The 17,867-nt window shown below is 46.6% G+C and carries 14 protein-coding genes and 1 pseudogene; 6 read left to right on the forward strand and 9 right to left on the reverse strand.

Going from position 1 to position 17,867, the window contains the following annotated elements; genetic code table 11:
- Window positions 1-580: 580 nt before the first annotated feature.
- Window positions 581-1,255 (forward strand): HU family DNA-binding protein, encoded by a 675-nt coding sequence (locus tag NNC77_RS05115; protein WP_215652773.1) that lies wholly within the window; start codon window positions 581-583, stop codon window positions 1,253-1,255.
- A gap of 112 nt (window positions 1,256-1,367) precedes the next feature.
- Window positions 1,368-1,463 carry a smalltalk protein gene (locus NNC77_RS05120; RefSeq protein WP_153072405.1) on the forward strand — a complete coding sequence of 32 codons (96 nt, stop codon included), beginning with the start codon at window positions 1,368-1,370 and terminating at the stop codon, window positions 1,461-1,463.
- 248 nt (window positions 1,464-1,711) lie between these two features.
- Here the strand turns inward: NNC77_RS05120 and NNC77_RS05125 are convergent, their stop codons facing one another.
- From NNC77_RS05125 to alaS, 3 genes are all read right to left on the reverse strand, one after another.
- Window positions 1,712-2,917 carry an ATP-binding protein gene (locus NNC77_RS05125; protein ID WP_217326701.1) on the reverse strand — a complete coding sequence of 402 codons (1,206 nt, stop codon included), beginning with the start codon at window positions 2,915-2,917 and terminating at the stop codon, window positions 1,712-1,714.
- Window positions 2,918-3,063: 146 nt separating this feature from the next.
- Window positions 3,064-3,576, reverse strand: a complete 513-nt coding sequence (locus NNC77_RS05130; RefSeq protein ID WP_153087963.1) for a gamma carbonic anhydrase family protein — start codon at window positions 3,574-3,576, stop codon at window positions 3,064-3,066.
- Between the two features lie 171 nt (window positions 3,577-3,747).
- On the reverse strand, window positions 3,748-6,411 hold the full coding sequence (alaS, locus tag NNC77_RS05135) for an alanine--tRNA ligase (RefSeq protein WP_254970112.1): 2,664 nt from the start codon (window positions 6,409-6,411) through the stop codon (window positions 3,748-3,750).
- Window positions 6,412-6,588: 177 nt separating this feature from the next.
- On the opposite strand from alaS, the gene NNC77_RS05140 reads away from it, so the two are divergent.
- A complete protein-coding gene (locus NNC77_RS05140; RefSeq protein WP_022121419.1) occupies window positions 6,589-6,936 on the forward strand; it encodes a MerR family transcriptional regulator in 348 nt (115 codons plus the stop codon).
- Window positions 6,937-6,964: 28 nt separating this feature from the next.
- On the opposite strand, the gene NNC77_RS05145 is transcribed toward NNC77_RS05140, so the two are convergent.
- The 6 genes from NNC77_RS05145 to NNC77_RS05170 all read right to left on the reverse strand — a co-directional run bounded on the left by NNC77_RS05145 (window position 6,965) and on the right by NNC77_RS05170 (window position 14,355).
- The gene (locus tag NNC77_RS05145; RefSeq protein ID WP_153083487.1) at window positions 6,965-7,954 is read right to left on the reverse strand and encodes a pectinesterase family protein; all 990 of its coding nucleotides are present in this window, start codon (window positions 7,952-7,954) and stop codon (window positions 6,965-6,967) included.
- A gap of 135 nt (window positions 7,955-8,089) precedes the next feature.
- Entirely contained in the window at window positions 8,090-10,375 is a 2,286-nt protein-coding gene (locus NNC77_RS05150; RefSeq protein ID WP_118191417.1) for a RelA/SpoT family protein, read from the reverse strand.
- A gap of 65 nt (window positions 10,376-10,440) precedes the next feature.
- Window positions 10,441-11,799, reverse strand: a complete 1,359-nt coding sequence (locus NNC77_RS05155; protein WP_118078744.1) for a lytic transglycosylase domain-containing protein — start codon at window positions 11,797-11,799, stop codon at window positions 10,441-10,443.
- 80 nt (window positions 11,800-11,879) lie between these two features.
- Window positions 11,880-12,566 carry a DUF5683 domain-containing protein gene (locus NNC77_RS05160; RefSeq protein ID WP_118416577.1) on the reverse strand — a complete coding sequence of 229 codons (687 nt, stop codon included), beginning with the start codon at window positions 12,564-12,566 and terminating at the stop codon, window positions 11,880-11,882.
- A 56-nt stretch (window positions 12,567-12,622) separates the two neighbouring features.
- Entirely contained in the window at window positions 12,623-13,534 is a 912-nt protein-coding gene (locus tag NNC77_RS05165; protein WP_022121424.1) for a ParB/RepB/Spo0J family partition protein, read from the reverse strand.
- 56 nt (window positions 13,535-13,590) lie between these two features.
- On the reverse strand, window positions 13,591-14,355 hold the full coding sequence (locus NNC77_RS05170) for a ParA family protein (RefSeq protein WP_117586026.1): 765 nt from the start codon (window positions 14,353-14,355) through the stop codon (window positions 13,591-13,593).
- 100 nt (window positions 14,356-14,455) lie between these two features.
- Here NNC77_RS05170 and surE point away from each other — a divergent pair, with 100 nt between their 5' ends.
- The 3 genes and pseudogenes from surE to NNC77_RS05185 all read left to right on the forward strand — a co-directional run bounded on the left by surE (window position 14,456) and on the right by NNC77_RS05185 (window position 17,788).
- On the forward strand, window positions 14,456-15,220 hold the full coding sequence (gene surE / locus NNC77_RS05175) for a 5'/3'-nucleotidase SurE (RefSeq protein ID WP_254970111.1): 765 nt from the start codon (window positions 14,456-14,458) through the stop codon (window positions 15,218-15,220).
- A pseudogene (lpxB, locus tag NNC77_RS05180) lies at window positions 15,217-16,356 on the forward strand (lipid-A-disaccharide synthase); the annotation flags it as partial. The gene surE and the pseudogene lpxB, both read left to right, overlap by 4 nt.
- A gap of 478 nt (window positions 16,357-16,834) precedes the next feature.
- A complete protein-coding gene (locus tag NNC77_RS05185; protein WP_234563520.1) occupies window positions 16,835-17,788 on the forward strand; it encodes a glycoside hydrolase family 5 protein in 954 nt (317 codons plus the stop codon).
- Window positions 17,789-17,867 lie beyond the last annotated feature (79 nt).

Consider the following 17,867-nt stretch of genomic DNA (forward strand, 5'->3'; position numbering starts at 1 on the left):
CTTACGGACAAGACTCCTTTAAATGATTTGTTTAACAAAGCTGTTCCAACAGAAGAGACGGAGGATTGGCTATATCCTAGCCTTTTCAGCCCCGACGATTTCTAAACGGGACAGCAGTGATTATATATATATTTATATATATAATATACTATCTATACAGAGAATGGAAACAACAGCGAAAAAAACTGAATACTGAATACTGAACACGTTCCTGCAAATAGGTTATTACTTTGTAATATACTGATTTATACAGCAAAACTCTGCTTCTATACCGCGAAAACATAGAGATGCGCCCCACAAAACATAGAGTTAGTATTTATAAGTAACTTTCAAATCGTAAGTTTGCTGAAAATCGCCCCTTATCACATGTCTAAATTTGGTAGATACCGGATTTATTCGTATCTTTGCACCAGCAATCGAAGGAAATGCCTTAGGTGCCTGAAGGCGGTCTTCTATTAAGACCAACACGGGTCATAAATGATGGCAGGCGCCGGTCATCAATGAAGACCCCGAAAACGGCAGGAACGGGGCGTTCTGGGGAGTTGCAAAACAAAGGACTCTAAACATACTACAAACGACTATGATTAATTACAGCATCGTAATGCGTAGCGTGAACGCAAATCTTCTGGAAATCAACCAGGCTAAGTCACGCATCAACCAGGCAAAGAAGGAGGGTACTACCCCTGACCCTAAGGACCTGGAACTCGTGAAGACTGAGAAACAGAATGCTTTCGCCATTTCGCAGTACACTGACATCATGACCATCGAGAAGTTTGCCAAGCACATCACCTCTCATGGCAGTGTCTATTCGAGAGCCGACATCAGCGCCATCCTCTACATTGCCGTAGACTGCATGCGTGAGATGTTGCTCGAGGGCAAGAAGATTCGTCTGGGCGATCTTGGTGATTTTTCTCTCCTTCTCACCTCAAAGGGTGCTGAGGATGCTGACAAGTTCACCGCACAGAACATCACCGGTGTGAAGGTTCAGTGGGAGCCAGGTCAGGAGTTCAAGAACCTTCGCGATGACGCCGAGTTCAACCTCGTAGCCAGCCGCAGCGCTCAGGCAGCCGTTATCAAGGCGATTAAGGAGGGTAAAACCAACGTTGATCTCAACGCCCCAACCACTCCGGATAATACGCCAGGCGGTTCTACCCCAGGTGGTTCAAATACCGGTCAGACCGGCAGCGATGGCCAAGGCTCTGAATCAGGCGGCGGCACTACCGGCAAGGACGATACTGGCGACGGCCTTGAATAGTCCAAGGATAGACTGGCTAGGGTGCTAGCCCCTAGTCCAGCCTATCCGCCCCAAAAATTCAACATTCAACACTCAACATTCAACATTAAAAAACCATTCAACATTCAAAAAAATGAAAGCGAACACTTGGAAAACAATTCTGCAGATAGCCATCAGCATACTGACCGCTATCGCTACTACGCTCGGAGTAACGAGCTGCATGGGATAAAAACATGGAGTCCACCTTATTATAATAAGCAGACTCAATCATAAATGAAAAACGACCGCTCACTTCAATACGAGGAGAGCGGTCTTTTTCGTTCTACCGAGAATTCCGGTCATTAAGGTCACGGTCATTTTCGGTCATTAAGGATTTTGGGGGTTCAAAATGCGAATACACTGTGTGCGCAATTGAATACCATTGAGAGTGCCACGAAGGTTATGGCAATGGCTATGTAATAGTTTTGCTCTATCGTTTTATATTCCTTCTGTCAGGAACTTGCGAAGATGCAGGTGCGTGATTCCGTCATTATCATTTTTGGTGAGCAGAGGAGTCATGGAGATAACGTACTTCGGGTAGTTGTCCTTGATAGCACGGAGATTACCAAACTCACGCTCTCTGGTTGCATCGTCGGCTATGATGTAGGAAGCTTGCACGTAGATGCGTTCGCCTTCTGGCTTGGTACAAACAAAGTCGATTTCTCCAGCTTGCAGTTGTCCTACATAAACTTGATAGCCCAAGCGTATGAGGTTCTGATAGATGATATTCTCTATCACTTTCTCGATGTCTCCTTCACGTGTTCCCCCGGCAATGGCATTTCTAATGCCGTTGTCTTCGAAATAAAACTTATCGTTGGTTTCAAAGATGCGTTTGCCGTGGATGTCATAGCGGTTCACCTTGTGTAGGATATAGGCTTCACAAAGGAAGGATATGTAATTGATGATAGCCGTGGACGTTATAGATTCGCCTTGTGATTTCATATATTTGGCGATACTGTTAGCGGAAATCAACTTACCGGTGTTGTCTGCGAGAAAACGTACTAAATTCTCTAAGAATGGCACGTTTCTTATTTGGTTGCGCATAATGACATCCTTAAGTAAGACGGTATGGTAAATATCCATCTGGTATTCACGTGCATCATCCTCTTCCAGTCCTATCTTTGCCAGACCAGGCAGACCACCATACTGAATGTACAGAGCAAGTGCTTCGTCATTATCTGATAGTTGATGAAATTCCAGAAACTCGTTATAGCTCAGCGATTGGATATAGATTTCCTTATATCTGCCACCGATGAGTGTGCTCAGTTCATTGCTCAGCATGCGGGCATTGCTACCTGTGATGATAATGTCGGTGTTGGGTTCTGTGCGATAACTTCGAATGGATCGTTCAAATTCCTTGATGTCTTGTATCTCATCGATAAGGATATAGTTATGTTTATCGGACTGAAAGTGCTCTCCGATATAGTCGTTGAGATCCTGATAGGTCTGAATGTTGTCAAACTCTCTTTTCTCCTTATCTATAAAGATGATATTGTTGCAGTCATCTGCCTTCTTGCGGTCACGAATCATTTTCATCATGCAGCTTTTACCTACACGACGTTGACCTACTAATACGATGATGGTCTCCTTTCCAAGATACCTTTCTATCTTGTCGATGTATGATTGACGAATAATAGTTGCCATATTTTTATCACTTATAAATGAAATTTTCTGCAAATATACGATTTTTATCTTTTATAATGGATGAAAATCCTAAATATTTTGCTTTTATCTTCTATAAAAGATAAAAAATGGCGTTTTATTCTCATTTTATGATAATCATAAAGTGATTATTTATCTTCCTTCAGATACCAGTCTTTGATGTATCCGGAATAATGCTTGGCAAACTCCTCGGCTTGGCCGGGAGCGCAAGCTTTCACCTTCTTGGCAGGAATACCCGCCCAAATCTCATGTGCAGGAACCTTGGTGCCATGGGTAACTACAGCACCTGCTGCAATAATAGCCCCTTCTCCAATGTCAGCCTTATCTAGCACGGTGGCATTCATTCCGATGAGTGCACCTTTTCTGACTGTGGCTCCGTGGACGATGGCACCATGTCCCACAGATACATCATCCTCCAGGATGCAAGGCATCGTACCGGTTTGATGGATGCAGGCGCAATCCTGCACATTTACCCTGTTTCCACATCTGATGGCATCCACGTCAGAGCGCAATACCGCACTATACCAGATGCTGCAGTCATCACCAAGAATGCAGTCACCGGTCAGTACGGCATTCTCAGCGATAAAACAATTCTTTCCCCATTGAGGAGTCTTTCCCTCTACTGTCTTTATAATAGCCATATTGAATATATATTTAAATTTGGGTGCAAAGGTAGCAAAAATATTGAAATCATACGCAGCATTTTACAGAAAAAGGGTTGTAATCCTCGAAAAGATGGATTGCAACCCTTTATACCTTATTATATATAAGAGTTAAGATAACTCTATCATATATTCATTTGTGGAAGCTGATTACAGCTGAGCCAACTCTACAACCTTATCTACTGCAGCGCTCAAGCCGTCCTTGTTCTTACCGCCAGCCTGAGCATAGTGAGGCTGACCGCCACCGCCACCCTGAATCAACTTGGCAGCTTCGCGAATCATCTTACCAGCGTTCAAACCATGATCCTTTACCATATCATCGCTGAACATTACGCTGAGCATAGGCTTGTCGTTATAAACAGAACCTACCACGCAGATCATGTTCTCTGGCAATGCCTCGCGAACCTTGAATACCAAATCCTTGGCAGCTGCTGGCTCCATTGGCAATACGGCTGTAACAACCTTCACACCATTGATTTCTTTTGCATTCTCTACAAGCTTATCCTTGGCACGCTCTACAGCCTGAGCCTGGAACTTCTCAACATCCTTCTTCAAGGCATCGTGCTCGTCGATGTACTTTCTGATGACACCTTCGAGATCCTTGGCATTGTTGAACAAGCCCTTCAAGGCTACGATGGTATCCTGTAAGCCGTAGATAGCCTCCTCGCAAGCCTTGCCAGTCAAAGCCTCGATACGACGGATGCCGGCTGCTACGCTGCTCTCAGAGATAATCTTGAAGAAACCAATCTTACCTGTGCTCTTGGCATGAATACCACCACAGAACTCGGCAGATGGACCGAAGCGAACCACACGAACCTTGTCGCCATACTTCTCGCCGAAGAGGGCGATAGCGCCAAGTTCCTTAGCCTCCTCGATAGGAGTATCGCGGTGCTCATCCAATGGATAGTCGGCACGGATCATCTCGTTTACCATGTGCTCTACCTTGCGGAGCTCCTCATCAGTTACCTTCTGGAAGTGAGAGAAATCGAAACGCAAGGTGTCCTTATCTACATAAGACCCCTTCTGTTCTACGTGGTCGCCCAAAACCTGCTTCAGGCAGTAGTCGAGCAAGTGGGTAGCTGTATGGTTGGCAGCGCTTCCCTCGCGGCTCTCGATATCTACGCAAGCCATGAAATCAGCGTTTACATCCTTTGGCAACTCCTTCACGATGTGGATGCTCTGGTTGTTCTCGCGCTTGGTGTCGATAACCTGGATGGTCTCATCCTCGCTAACGAGTACACCCTTGTCGCCAACCTGTCCACCCATCTCACCATAGAATGGAGTGTTGTCGAGTACCAACTCATAGAAAGAGTTCTTCTTCTGAGTCACCTTGCGGTAGCGCAGGATGTGGCACTCATATTCTGTATAGTCGTAACCTACGAAGTTCTGGTCACCTTCCTTCAAGACTTCCCAGTCGCCGTTCTCTACAGCAGCAGCATTGCGGGCACGTTCCTTCTGCTTCTTCATCTCCTCGTCGAAGCCTGCAGCATCTACGGTGTAACCTTTCTCACGGCAGATCAACTCTGTCAGGTCGAGAGGGAAACCATAGGTATCGAAGAGGCGGAATGCACTTACGCCATCAAGCTGAGTCTCGCCATGAGCCTTGAGCTCGTCCATATCGCCATTGAGGAGGTTGATACCCTTCTCCAAGGTGCGGAGGAATGAATCCTCTTCCTCTTTCATCACACGGGTGATGAGCTCCTGCTGAGCTGGCAACTCTGGGAAGGCTGCACCCATCTGCTCTACCAATACATTGACGAGCTTGTACATGAATGCCTGCTTCTGGCCGAGGAATGTGTAAGCGTAACGTACGGCACGGCGCAAGATGCGTCGGATTACGTAACCTGCCTTGGCGTTGCTTGGCAACTGGCCGTCGGCGATAGAGAAGGCTACGGCACGGAGGTGGTCGGCGCAGACACGCATAGCGATATCAATCTTCTCCTGCTCATCCTTGCCCTCACCATTCTCACCAGTAGGAGTAGTGAAGCCATACTTCTTGCCAGAGATAGCCTCGATTTCCTTGATGATTGGCTGGAAGATATCTGTATCATAGTTAGAGTGCTTGTCCTGCAACATGCGAACCAAGCGCTCGAAGCCCATACCTGTATCGATAACGTGCATTGGGAGTGGTTCGAGAGAACCGTCAGCCTTGCGGTTGTACTGCATGAACACGATGTTCCAGATTTCGATGACCTGAGGGTTATCCTTGTTTACCAACTCACGGCCTGGCACCTGAGCCTTCTCCTCTGGAGTACGAGAATCCACGTGAATCTCTGAGCAAGGACCGCAAGGACCTGTTTCGCCCATCTCCCAGAAGTTGTCGTGCTTGTTACCATTGATGATGTGGTCGGCTGGCACGTGCTTAGCCCAGTAACCTGCAGCCTCGTTGTCGCGTTCCAGACCTTCCTCCTTGCTACCCTCGAATACGGTAACGTAGAGATCGGCAGGGTTGAGTTTCAAAACTTCAGTAAGATACTCCCATGCCATATCAATGGCACCCTCCTTAAAGTAGTCGCCGAAGCTCCAGTTACCGAGCATCTCGAACATGGTGTGGTGGTAAGTATCGTGACCCACCTCTTCGAGGTCATTATGCTTACCGCTTACACGGAGACATTTCTGAGTATCAACACGACGAACATCCTTGCCTGGGTCTTTTGTACCGAGGATGATGTCTTTCCACTGGTTCATACCAGCGTTTGTAAACATCAGCGTTGGGTCATCCTTGATAACCATAGGTGCTGATGGAACAATCTTGTGGCCTTTACCTTCGAAGAATTTCTTGAAGGATTCGCGCACTTCATTAGCTGTCATCATATCTTTTTTATATTTATCTTTAATTTCTTTTTCCTGTTTTGAAGAGGGGATTGAGAGTCCTCTCAGAAAATATTTTTGCCCTTTAGGGCATTTTCTTCCGAAAATCTTTGCAAAGATAAGAAGAATTGTTTAATTTTGCAACTAAATTAATTATTTTTGAAATTAAAGACGGAAAAAATGGCAATAATTCCAGATAAAACAACGAAATTGTACTATTCTATCAAGGAAGTAGGTGAAATGTTTGGTCTAAACGACTCTACGTTGAGATATTGGGAAAAGGAGTTTCCTTTTCTCAAACCGAAGGTTGCTGGCAACAAAGTGCGTCAGTATACCGATAAGGATATTGAGCAGGTAAGGCTCATCTACAACCTTATCAAGGTGAAGGGATTGAAGATTGCGGCTGCCCGTAAGTATCTGAACCAAAACAGAACGGGTGCCGAGAAATCTTCTGAAGTTCTCGACACCCTTATTTCTGTAAGAGACCAGCTCAAAGAACTCAAAAAGCAGCTCGATGGACTGGTTTAGTAACTTTTGACTTTATGATTAGCTAGAGTTACCACGCTTCTTCGCCGAAGACATTCTCGATGGTAACTTTAGCAGCTTCTTTCTTGGTGAGCTGACGGCTCCAGGCTACGCGTGCCTTGGTTGCAGCACCTGCACCGTGGTTGTTATATTCGCTGTAGCGGGCTGTCTGTTCGTTGCTCTGCTTGCCCCAGTTGTGCCATCCTTCTGGACGGATGTGGCTGCCCATTTCGCAATTCATGAAGAGGGTAGCTGCATAAGGGCGCCATGGACGGCCCAGATAAACCTTGTCTACACCTGGCTCGGCGGTAAGCTTGCACTTGTTGAATACATAGCCATATTCCTGACCGGCTGGGCTGGAGGCAGCTGTAATGTAGCTGTTGGCCTTGCTGCGAATCTCACAATTCTCAAACCATGCTCTTCCCGGACCAAAGATGAAATCGGTGGTTCCTTCGATGTAGCAATCGTAGAAGGCTGAACGGTTGTTGGCTATACCTGTATAAACGGTATCCTGATTGCCCAGCAGACGGCAGTTCTGAACCAGGATATGATCGCCTTCAAGATGCAGGGAGACTGCTTGTCCCAGTTTGGCAGCATTGTTCTCAATGGTGATGTTCTTCAGGGTGATGTAACTGCCCTGTACCTTCAGGGTATAAGTGCGGAATGTGCCCATCGGTTTACCCTTTACAGCAGCTTCTGAATCGAGTCCACCTACAGGCATCTTGATGTTGGCATGATCGTCCCATGTGATGATCGTGTTATCACGGTCTTCACCACAGATGGTGATGTTGGTGAGCCATGAAGGGAGGATGAGTTTCTCCTTGTACACGCCTTTCTTTACGTAGATTACCTTGCTGTAATCCATGAAAGCGCGACATACTTCGATGGCTTCGTCGATGGTGCGGAATTCGCCGGTACCATCACGGGAAACTACAATCGTGTCGGGGTTGTCATACTTGTTGGCTGCTGCCAGAGGCAACAGGGTCAACATCATTAAAAATGATAAGAATAATTTTTTCATATTGTTTTTAAGCTTGTTGTTTTGAATCTGTTTTATAAGATGTTGAAATCTGTATGATTTCATAGAGAATCGCCAGGTTTAAAATCCGGCGATTCTCTATTATTTATCTTTTCTTTATTATCATAAACTCCTAACTTATAGGATTCTCTGTACTTCCTGCAGATCATCAATATTTCGGAGTTGATTCATAATGGTTTTGACTTCTTCGCGGTCGTGAATACGGAGTTCGATTGTTCCGTCGAAGATGCCGTTATCACTACTGATTGTTATCTTGTGGATATTGATACCCAACTGGTCGCTAATCACCTTACTTACATCCAGCAGCATGCCCTTACGATCGATACCCTTGATTTCGATGGTAGCATCGAAGAGTATCTGCTTGTGCATATCCCATTTGGCATCTACGATGCGGTTGCCGAAACTGGACTTCAGTTTGGCTGCTATGCTGCAAGAGCGCTTATGTATTTCGATGCGGTTCTTGTTGTCGATAAAGCCCATAACGTCATCGCCAGGAATCGCATGGCAGCAGCTAGGGAAGATAAACTGGTTGATGTTCTCCTCGGTTAGGATGAGTGGCTTCTTCTTGTTGAAGTCCTTACCTACCACGAAAAGATCCTGAGGTTTCACGATGCCTTTTTCTGGAGCCTTCTCCTTGCTCTTGCCCAGGAATGGGATATAATTGCGCCAGCTGCTGGCCTGCTGTTTCTTAGGCTTGCCCTGCAACTCATCGAAATCTTTATCGCCCAGGATAATCTGATGGTCTCCCAATGACTGGAAGAGGGTTTCAGGCTTCTGGATATTATGAAAATCGCATAGGCGGTCTACCACCGACGCACTCATCTCAATGCTGTTCTTCTTGAGCCATTCGGTGAGTATGTTTTCTCCCTTCTTCTGAACCTCTCGTGAATCGCGGCGCAGGATGGCAAGAATCTTGCTCTTTGCCTTGGCCGAACTGACGAAGTTTACCCATTCTTCCTGTACATGCTGGCTCTTGGAAGTAAGAATCTCAACCTGGTCGCCACTTTGCAGCTTATGGCTCAGCGGAACCAGCTTATGGTTTACCTTGGCTCCAATGCAGTGGCTGCCTAGGAAGGTATGAATCTGGAAGGCGAAGTCGAGGGCAGTACAGCCTGCCGGCATCGTCTTGATTTCTCCTTTTGGTGTGAAGACGAAGATTTCTGAAGCATAGAGGTTCAGCTTGATGGCATCGAGGAAGTCCATGGCATCCGGCTGCGGATCGTCCAGAATCTCCTTGATGGTGCTGAGCCAGTCGTTCAGTTCGTTCTCATCTTCTGTATATTCACCTTCGTTTCCTTCTTTGTATTTCCAGTGGGCAGCAAACCCCTTTTCTGCTACCTCGTCCATACGGTCGGAACGGATCTGTACTTCTATCCATCTTCCCTGCTTACTCATCAGGGTAACGTGGAGTGCCTGATAACCGTTTGCTTTCGGATGGTTCAACCAGTCGCGCAGACGGTCTGGATGGCTCTTGTAGATTTTGCTGATGGCTACGTAGATATTGAAGCATTCGTTTACTTCGTTTGCTCTCACCTTTGGCGTAAAGATGATGCGCACAGCAAGAATGTCGTAAATCTCATCGAAGGTAACGTGCTTGTTCTGCATCTTGTTCCAAATAGAATAAGGGCTCTTCACGCGTGCTTTGATTTTGTATTCTACGCCTAACTTGTCGAGTTCTTCGCGGATAGGTGCAGTAAAACTCTCGAAGAGGGTATCGCGCTGCGATTCGGTATCGGCAAGTTTATGCTCAATATTGGCATACTCCTGTGGATGGTCGTAGCGGAAGCTGAGGTCTTCGAGTTCGGTCTTGATTTTGTTCAAGCCCAATCGGTTGGCGAGAGGTGCATAAATATACAAGGTTTCGCCCGCAATCTTGTATTGTTTGTTGGCCGGTTGCGATTCCAGCGTGCGCATGTTGTGCAGGCGGTCGCAAATCTTGATAAGGATAACACGGATGTCATCGCTCATAGTGAGCAATAGCTTTTTGAAGTTTTCTGCCTGTGCGGATGCCTTATCGCCGAAGATTCCACCACTGATCTTGGTGAGTCCATCAACGATTTGTGCCACCTTGGCTCCAAAGATGTTTGAGATATCTTCTACTGTGTAGTCGGTATCTTCTACCACATCATGAAGCAGTGCGGCACAGATGCTCGTTGAGCCGAGCCCCATCTCCTCGCAGGCTATCTGAGCCACGGCGATAGGGTGCATGATATATGGTTCGCCCGAGAGGCGGCGCACACCTTTGTGCGCCTGTCGGGCGAAGTTGAATGCCTTGGTCACTATATCTACCTTCTTGCGGTGTCGTGAACTCAGGTAGGTGTCAAGCAGGTGTTGAAAGGCATCGCCAATCAACTGGTTGTCAGCCTGCTCTCTTTCGAGGTCTTTCATGTTCTGGTCATCCATAGTGGGTCCCTCCAATAAATAATGTTCTTAATTAGACTGAAAAAACTACAGCGTACGTAGTTCTTTTATTTCACTTTGATTTTCTTTCCGGCACGGATACTGTTACCCTTGATGCCGTTCAGTTTGCGCAGTTTCTTAACGGTTGTTCCGTGGCGTGCTGCTATTTCAGAAAGGGTATCACCATTCTTGATGGTTACACTCTTGCTGCCTTGTTTCCTGTTTCTGCCTCGCTTGCTGCTCTTCTTGCTGCGTGAAGAAGCGCTGTGGCGACTGTAGCTGCTTCGTGGGCGGCTATAGGTAGGCTGTGCATCGTTGACATCTACTGTAGCGCGCTTCAGAAAGAGTTCATCGGCTCTGTAAGCACAGATGCTGTCCTGCTGGTCGATGAAACTGCCGATGAGGGTAGATGGAAGACGCAATACCATCGGATGGTTCAATCCGTTGATGATATCATGACGATACTGTGGATTCAGATTGCGCAGGTGCTCGATGTTGATGTTCAGCACTTTGGAAATCTGCTCCAGGTGGATATCTTTTGATACTACGATAGTGTCTGTCTTTACTGGCAGTTCGCTTACCATAGGGCAGATGTTATGATCGCAGTAGTAGTTCATGATGTAGTTGGCAGCGATGAAAGCTGGTACATATCCACGTGTTTCCTTTGGCAGATATGGATAGATGTTCCAGTAGTCGGCGTTGCCTTTTGCACGATGGATGGCCTTGTTGATATTGGTTGGACCGCAGTTGTAAGCTGCAATCACGAGACTCCAATCGTCGAATATTTTGTACAGGTCGCTCAGATAGTGAGCGGCTGCATAGGATGCTTTTACCGGGTCGCGGCGTTCATCGATGAGTGAGTTTACTTCCAGTCCATATCGCTTGCCGGTAGGCAGCATAAACTGCCATAAACCTGTGGCACCAACGCGTGATACAGCTTTAGGGTTGAGTGCCGATTCAATAACTGGCAGATATTTCAATTCCAGTGGCAGGTTGTAAGCCTCTAATGCCTCTTCGAAGATAGGCATGTAGAAGTTACTTGCTCCCAACATAAAACTTACCGAACGGCGTAGTTTGCCGCTGTATCGGTCTATGAATTTCTGTACTACCTCATTGTATGGCATTTCGATGATGGTAGGCATTCTCTTCAGACGGTCGATATACACTTCCTTCTCGAAGACAGGGTTTACATCGCGGTATTTGCAGGTTGTATCTGCCATCATGTAAGTCTGTGCATTGTAAAGGTGGAGCAGGCTGTCGAGGTTATCTTCCATTCCCTCAGGTACTTCGATTTCCTCCTGCTTTCCGTCTTTGTCGGTAACGGTGATGATATCATCGTTATCTGTTTCTTCTGTAACGTCGGTTTGGGCATGAATGCCTTGTAAGCTGAACAGCATCGCTGCTGCCATGACTAGTATTTTCTTCATATTGATGTTTTATCTCGTCTATGTTTCTAATTTCTATTTTGCGTTATAATATATATAGGTGTATTCTAACTCCTCACGCATTAAAATGTGAGTGAGCAACTTACGCCGAGGCTTCCAGACCGCAGCGGATTGGCAGTCTTGTTGCCGTTATTCAGCATGGTAGGCTCTATTCTGAGCGAGAGATCATCGGAGATGTCAAATTCCGAGAGCGATGCATCTACGTAGGCATCAATCACTGAGAAGGCATAGATGCCTATCATGACGAAGGTTCCCAAGTCTCTCCAACGGCGATATTTATCTTTTCGCTTGCGGAAGATTTCCTTATAGCGTTCTATGTTCGATTCGTTGATCTGGGCGCCCAAGTGCAGAAACTGATTGTAGCTCTGGGTGTTGGGGTCATCGTCCATAATATCCATGTAGGCTTGCGAATAGTCGTGATACATCTGGTTGTTCCAGGTGATGGCGTATGTACAGCCTACGAAACCGCCATAGATGAAAGGCAGTTTCCAATATTTGCGATTGTATATCTGTCCGGCACCAGGTAATACAAGTGCCAACCACATGGCACGCTTGGTATCAGGTCGCCAGGTTGCCCAGTTGCGCTTTTTGCGTACAGGCTTTGCTGGTTGGTTGAGGCTTGCCAGTTTGCTGCTGTCTTGTGCGGTAAGCATCGAGTCGATGGCTATTTTTGCCGAGTCGGCTGATGCAATGGTTGGCACATCAGTCACTTGTTTTTTTTGTTTCGACTTCTGTGCCTGTGCGCCCATCGGTGCCAGAAGCAGCAGGGTTGCCAAACAGATTTGTGATATACTGAGTTTCACTTTTATTCTTGCTTTAACTGATCGAAAACATTCATGATGTGCTCCAGCTCCTCTTCGTTGGCGAATGGAATGCTGATTTTTCCCTTGCCCTTAGCAGAGCAGGTGAATTGCACTTTGGTATTGAGAAACTGTGACAGGCGGTTTTTGAGTTGTGTAAATTCCTCAGGCATCTGAGCCTTAGCCGTGATGGTTTTCTTACCGCTCTCGATGTCTTCTCCACTCTTGAGTCGCTGTACCATCTCTTCAACCTTTCTTACTGAGTAGCCGTTCTTCTGTATCTCCTTGAACAACTTGATTTGCAGCGAAGGTGAGTCGAGGGCCAGTAGGGCACGGCAATGACCCATGTCGATTTCTTTCTTCTGTAGTGCCATCTGCACCTGGGCAGGAAGTTTGAGCAGTCGCAGATAGTTGGCGATGGCTGCACGGCTCTTGCCCACACGTTCTGAAATTTTCTCCTGTGTCATACCCTCGTTTTCCAGAAGGTGTTCGTAGGCGAGTGCTATTTCTATGGCGTTGAGGTCTTGGCGCTGGATATTCTCTACGAGCGCCATTTCCATTACGTTCTCATCGCTGATGGTGCGGATGTATGCAGGGATAGCTGTCAGCCCCGCAAGTTGTGAAGCGCGCCAGCGGCGTTCACCGGCGATAATCTGGAATCTGTTTTCTGAAACCTGTCTTAAGGTGATAGGCTGGATGATGCCTATGGCCTTGATGCTTTCGGCGAGCTCATGTAGGGCTTCGTCGTCAAACTCCCGGCGTGGCTGATTGGGATTCGCCTCAATCTGGTCGAGAGGAATTTCATTGATGGTACTGCTGCCCTGGGTGCGCACTCCCTCGGTAGAGATGAGGGCGTCGAGTCCGCGTCCTAAAGCGTTGCTCTTTGTACCGTTGTTGTATTTCTTGTGTACTGCCATTTTTTTACTTTTAATTTTGAACATTGAACTTTCTAAAAGGGTTCAATTTCCAAATCTTAACTATTCTTGTTGATAATCTCCTTTGCCAAGGCCAGATGGTTCTTGGCTCCATTGCTTTCTGCATCGTAAAGGATAACTGGGAGACCATGGCTCGGACTCTCGCTCAGCTTCACGTTGCGCTGGATTACGGTCTTGAACACCAATTCCTGGAAGTGGCGTTTCACCTCGTCGTATATCTGGTTGGCAAGGCGTAGACGACTATCATACATGGTGAGCAGGAAACCTTCTATCTCGAGTTTCGGATTCAGCTTGCTCTTGATGATCTTGATGGTGTTAAGCAATTTGCTGATACCTTCAAGAGCGAAATATTCACATTGAACTGGGATGATGACACTGTCGGCAGCCGTCAACGAATTGACGGTGATGAGGCCGAGCGAAGGCGAACAGTCTATCAGGATGTAGTCGTATTCGTCACGGATAGGCTGCAGCAATGTCTTAATCACCTTTTCGCGATTTTTGAGATTCAGCATCTCTATCTCGGCACCTACCAGGTCAATATGACTAGGAATGATGTCGAGTCCATCAATGTCGGTGGTGTAGATAGCATCGCGCACGTCTGCATGGTCGATGATGCATTCGTAGAGCGAGCAGTCTACCTCGCTGATGTCCACGCCCAATCCACTGGAAGCGTTTGCCTGTGGGTCGGCGTCCACTACGAGTACAGTTTTCTCTAGCGTGGCAAGCGATGCTGCCAAGTTAATGGTGGTAGTAGTCTTTCCTACACCGCCTTTTTGGTTAGCTAATGCGATGATTTTTCCCATTTTCTTAGTAAATTTTCGGCAAAGATACAAAAATATTGTGAGAAAGTCGCTATCTTTAAAGGTTTTTTCGTACTTTTGCACCAAAAAGAAAGATATTTTTATGGAAAATAAGAAACCGTTAGTATTAATTTCGAATGATGATGGCTATCATGCCAATGGAATCAAGACCCTGGTGAACTTTCTGAAAGACTGGTGCGACCTGCTGGTTGTAGCACCGGAAAGTGCCCGTTCGGGATTCGCCTGTGCCTTCTCGGCTACTACTCCCTTGCGCCTGAAGCGTCGCCACAATATGGGGAATGATGTGGAGGTTTGGTCATGTAGCGGCACACCGGTTGACTGTGTGAAACTGGCGTTGGATCAGTTTCTTGCAGATCGCAAGCCTGATCTGATTATCGGCGGTATCAATCATGGTGACAATTCGAGCGTGAATAATCATTATTCGGGAACTATGGGCGTAGCTAAGGAGGGTTGTATGCAGCATATTCCAAGCATAGCCTTCAGCAGTTGCAATTATGATGAAAATGCTGATCTCACTCCTTTGCACGATGGGGTACTGAAGGTTGTTAAGCTGGTGCTGGAGAAGGGATTGCCAGAATATACCTGTCTGAATGTCAACTTCCCGGCTTTGCCTCCGTTCAAGGGTTTCAAGGGCTGCCGGATGACTCATGGCTCCTGGATCAATGAGGTGGATCATCGCACTCATCCGCATGGATATGATTATTATTGGATGGTGGGTGAATACCGTAATGACGAACCGGAGGCAACGGATACCGACCAGTGGGCTGTGAATCATGGTTACATCGCTATTACCCCAACTAAGATTGATGTAACGGATTATGATTGGTTAAAGAATTTTGAATTATGAAGTATTACCTGATAGTAGGCGAGGCTAGTGGAGATTTGCATGCCAGCAGATTGATGCGCTCGTTGAAAAAAATAGACGAGTTTGCTGAATTCCGTTTCTTCGGCGGTGATTTGATGGCTGCTGAAGGTGGCACTCGCGTCAAGCATTTTAAGGAGTTGGCTTATATGGGTTTTGTGCCTGTACTGCTACATTTGGGTACCATCTTTTCGAACATGAAGAGATGCAAGGAAGATATTGTGAAATGGAAGCCGGATGTAGTGATACTGGTAGATTATCCGGGATTTAATCTCAAGATAGCTAAGTTCTTGAAAAAGAACACTAATATCCCTGCCTATTATTACATTTCTCCTAAGATATGGGCATGGAAGGAGTGGCGGATCCGCAGCATCAAACGTGATATCGCTGAACTCTTCTCAATCTTGCCATTCGAGGTGCCGTTCTTCGAAAAGAAGCACCGTTATCCTATTCACTATGTAGGTAATCCTACGGCTCAGGAAGTAGGGGAGTTCAAATCGGGATATCATCAGAGTTTTACGGAATTCTGTCAGGAGAATAATCTTGACACTTATCGCCCTGTTATCGCTTTGCTGGCAGGAAGCCGTCTGCAGGAAATCAAAGACAATCTGCCGGCGATGATTGAGGTGGCTGAGCGTTTTGAAGATTATCAGATGGTGCTTGCCGGTGCTCCTTCGATAGACGATGCATACTATGAGAAGTTTATCAAAGGTACACCGGTCAAACTGGTGCGTAACAAGACTTATCCGCTCTTGTCGCATGCTACGGCAGCTCTTGTTACCAGTGGTACTGCAACTTTAGAGACGGCTCTTTTCGATGTGCCTCAGGTGGTATGTTATGAAACGCCTGTACCTCATCTCATCCGTTTCGGTTTCAAGCATATCATCAAGGTGAAGTTTATCTCGCTGGTGAATCTTATCGCCAATAAGGAGATTGTGCCGGAGATGCTTGCCGACCGCTTTACGGTTGATGGTATTGCCAACGAACTTTATCAGATTCTTCCGGGAGAACCTGGCAGGGATAAGATGTTGGCAGAATATCAGGAAGTTCGAACTCAGTTGGGCGATAAGGTTGCGCCGGATGAGGCTGCGGGCATCATGCTTGATCTTCTGGTTAAGCGTAGGGAAATGCTTCTCCGTATGGCTCGTGAGCGTGCTGAAGCTGAAGCCAAAGCTGCAGCTGAGGCTGCAGAACGTGCGCGACAGAAGGCGATAGCTGAAGCCGAGGCTGCTAAGAAACGTGCCGAAGAGGAAGCTTTGGCGGCGCAGAAACGGGCAGAAGAAGAGGCTGAACTGGCAAGAATAAGAGCAGAAAAAGCCCGACTGGCGGCTGAGGCTAAAGCACGTGAGGCTCAGCAGCGTGCAGCCCAGGCACAGTATGAGGCGCAGGAAGCCCAGAAGGGTGAACACTTTGAAGAAGAACAGAAAAAAGGTGAAATGTTTTAATAAAAAGTAATCTCTTTCAGTTCTGTGGCGGATATCAATCCGCTGCAGAACTGCTGACTAAGGCAGATTTGTAATCTGCTACCTATGTAGGAGTATTAGCTATCCTAAAAAAACAAACCCAAAAATATATATTTAATTTTAAACCCTAAAAAAAATGAAAAAACTAATGACTCTCATTTGTGCCCTCTTTTGTATGGCACAAGTGTATGCAGCAAACCCTGTAAAGCAATGGGGACAGTTGCAGGTAAAAGGTGCGCAGCTTTGCGACCAGAGTGGTAATCCTGTAGTGTTGAGAGGCGTGAGTCTGGGATGGCACAACATCTGGCCTCGGTTCTACAACAAAAAAGCGGTGAAATGGCTTGTGCAAGACTGGCATGCCAACATCATCAGAGCAGCCATGGGAATTCAGATAGACGACAACTATCTGGAAAATCCAGACTTTGCTCTGAAATGCATTACCCAGGTGGTAGATGCCGCCATCAAGAATGATACCTACGTGATTATCGACTGGCATGCACACAAGATGCATACAGCCGAGGCTAAGGCCTTCTTCGGAAAGATGGCGCAGAAGTATGGTAAATATCCTCATGTGCTTTACGAACTCTACAATGAACCTGTTGAGGATAAATGGGAAGACTTGAAGGTATACGCTAAAACCATCATCACGGAAATCAGAAAGTATGATCCGGATAATATCATCCTGATGGGCTGTCCGCATTGGGACCAGGATATTGATATCGTGGCAAAGAGCCCTATCGAGGGTGTGGAGAATGTGATGTATACCCTTCATTTCTATGCAGCCACCCATAAAGATTATCTGCGTGATAAACTGGAGGCTGCCGTGAAGAGCGGTTTGCCGGTCTTTGTATCAGAATGTGCTGGTATGGAGGCTTCGGGTAATGGTCCTCTGGCTCCTGATGAGTATCAGAAATGGCTTGATGTAATGGAGAAAAACAAGGTGAGTTGGGTAAACTGGTCGGTTTCGGATAAGGATGAAACCTGTTCCATGCTTTTGCCACGTGCCAAGGCTACCGGCAACTGGACAGATGATCTCATCAAGCCATGGGGCAAGATGGTGAAGCAGGCACTGAAGAAATATAACAGATAACAGCATAGTTTATCGCAAGTACTTTCGTGAGCCAACGAAGCTACTTGTGTTTTTTATGGTGATATGAAAAAAAAGCAGG

This window comes from Segatella copri (assembly GCF_024330485.1).
GTDB lineage: Bacteria > Bacteroidota > Bacteroidia > Bacteroidales > Bacteroidaceae > Prevotella > Prevotella copri_L.

What these genes read in the sequence shown, in the direction of transcription:
- NNC77_RS05140 (WP_022121419.1), top strand. Translation starts at nt 6,589, where the DNA reads ATGGCAATAATTCCAGATAAAACAACGAAATTGTACTATTCTATCAAG.
- surE (WP_254970111.1), top strand. Translation starts at nt 14,456, where the DNA reads ATGGAAAATAAGAAACCGTTAGTATTAATTTCGAATGATGATGGCTAT.
- NNC77_RS05115 (WP_215652773.1), top strand. Translation starts at nt 581, where the DNA reads ATGATTAATTACAGCATCGTAATGCGTAGCGTGAACGCAAATCTTCTG.
- NNC77_RS05155 (WP_118078744.1), bottom strand. Translation starts at nt 11,799, where the DNA reads ATGAAGAAAATACTAGTCATGGCAGCAGCGATGCTGTTCAGCTTACAA.
- NNC77_RS05170 (WP_117586026.1), bottom strand. Translation starts at nt 14,355, where the DNA reads ATGGGAAAAATCATCGCATTAGCTAACCAAAAAGGCGGTGTAGGAAAG.
- NNC77_RS05185 (WP_234563520.1), top strand. Translation starts at nt 16,835, where the DNA reads ATGAAAAAACTAATGACTCTCATTTGTGCCCTCTTTTGTATGGCACAA.
- alaS (WP_254970112.1), bottom strand. Translation starts at nt 6,411, where the DNA reads ATGATGACAGCTAATGAAGTGCGCGAATCCTTCAAGAAATTCTTCGAA.
- NNC77_RS05125 (WP_217326701.1), bottom strand. Translation starts at nt 2,917, where the DNA reads ATGGCAACTATTATTCGTCAATCATACATCGACAAGATAGAAAGGTAT.
- NNC77_RS05120 (WP_153072405.1), top strand. Translation starts at nt 1,368, where the DNA reads ATGAAAGCGAACACTTGGAAAACAATTCTGCAGATAGCCATCAGCATA.
- NNC77_RS05165 (WP_022121424.1), bottom strand. Translation starts at nt 13,534, where the DNA reads ATGGCAGTACACAAGAAATACAACAACGGTACAAAGAGCAACGCTTTA.
- NNC77_RS05145 (WP_153083487.1), bottom strand. Translation starts at nt 7,954, where the DNA reads ATGAAAAAATTATTCTTATCATTTTTAATGATGTTGACCCTGTTGCCT.
- NNC77_RS05150 (WP_118191417.1), bottom strand. Translation starts at nt 10,375, where the DNA reads ATGGATGACCAGAACATGAAAGACCTCGAAAGAGAGCAGGCTGACAAC.
- NNC77_RS05130 (WP_153087963.1), bottom strand. Translation starts at nt 3,576, where the DNA reads ATGGCTATTATAAAGACAGTAGAGGGAAAGACTCCTCAATGGGGAAAG.
- NNC77_RS05160 (WP_118416577.1), bottom strand. Translation starts at nt 12,566, where the DNA reads ATGGGCGCACAGGCACAGAAGTCGAAACAAAAAAAACAAGTGACTGAT.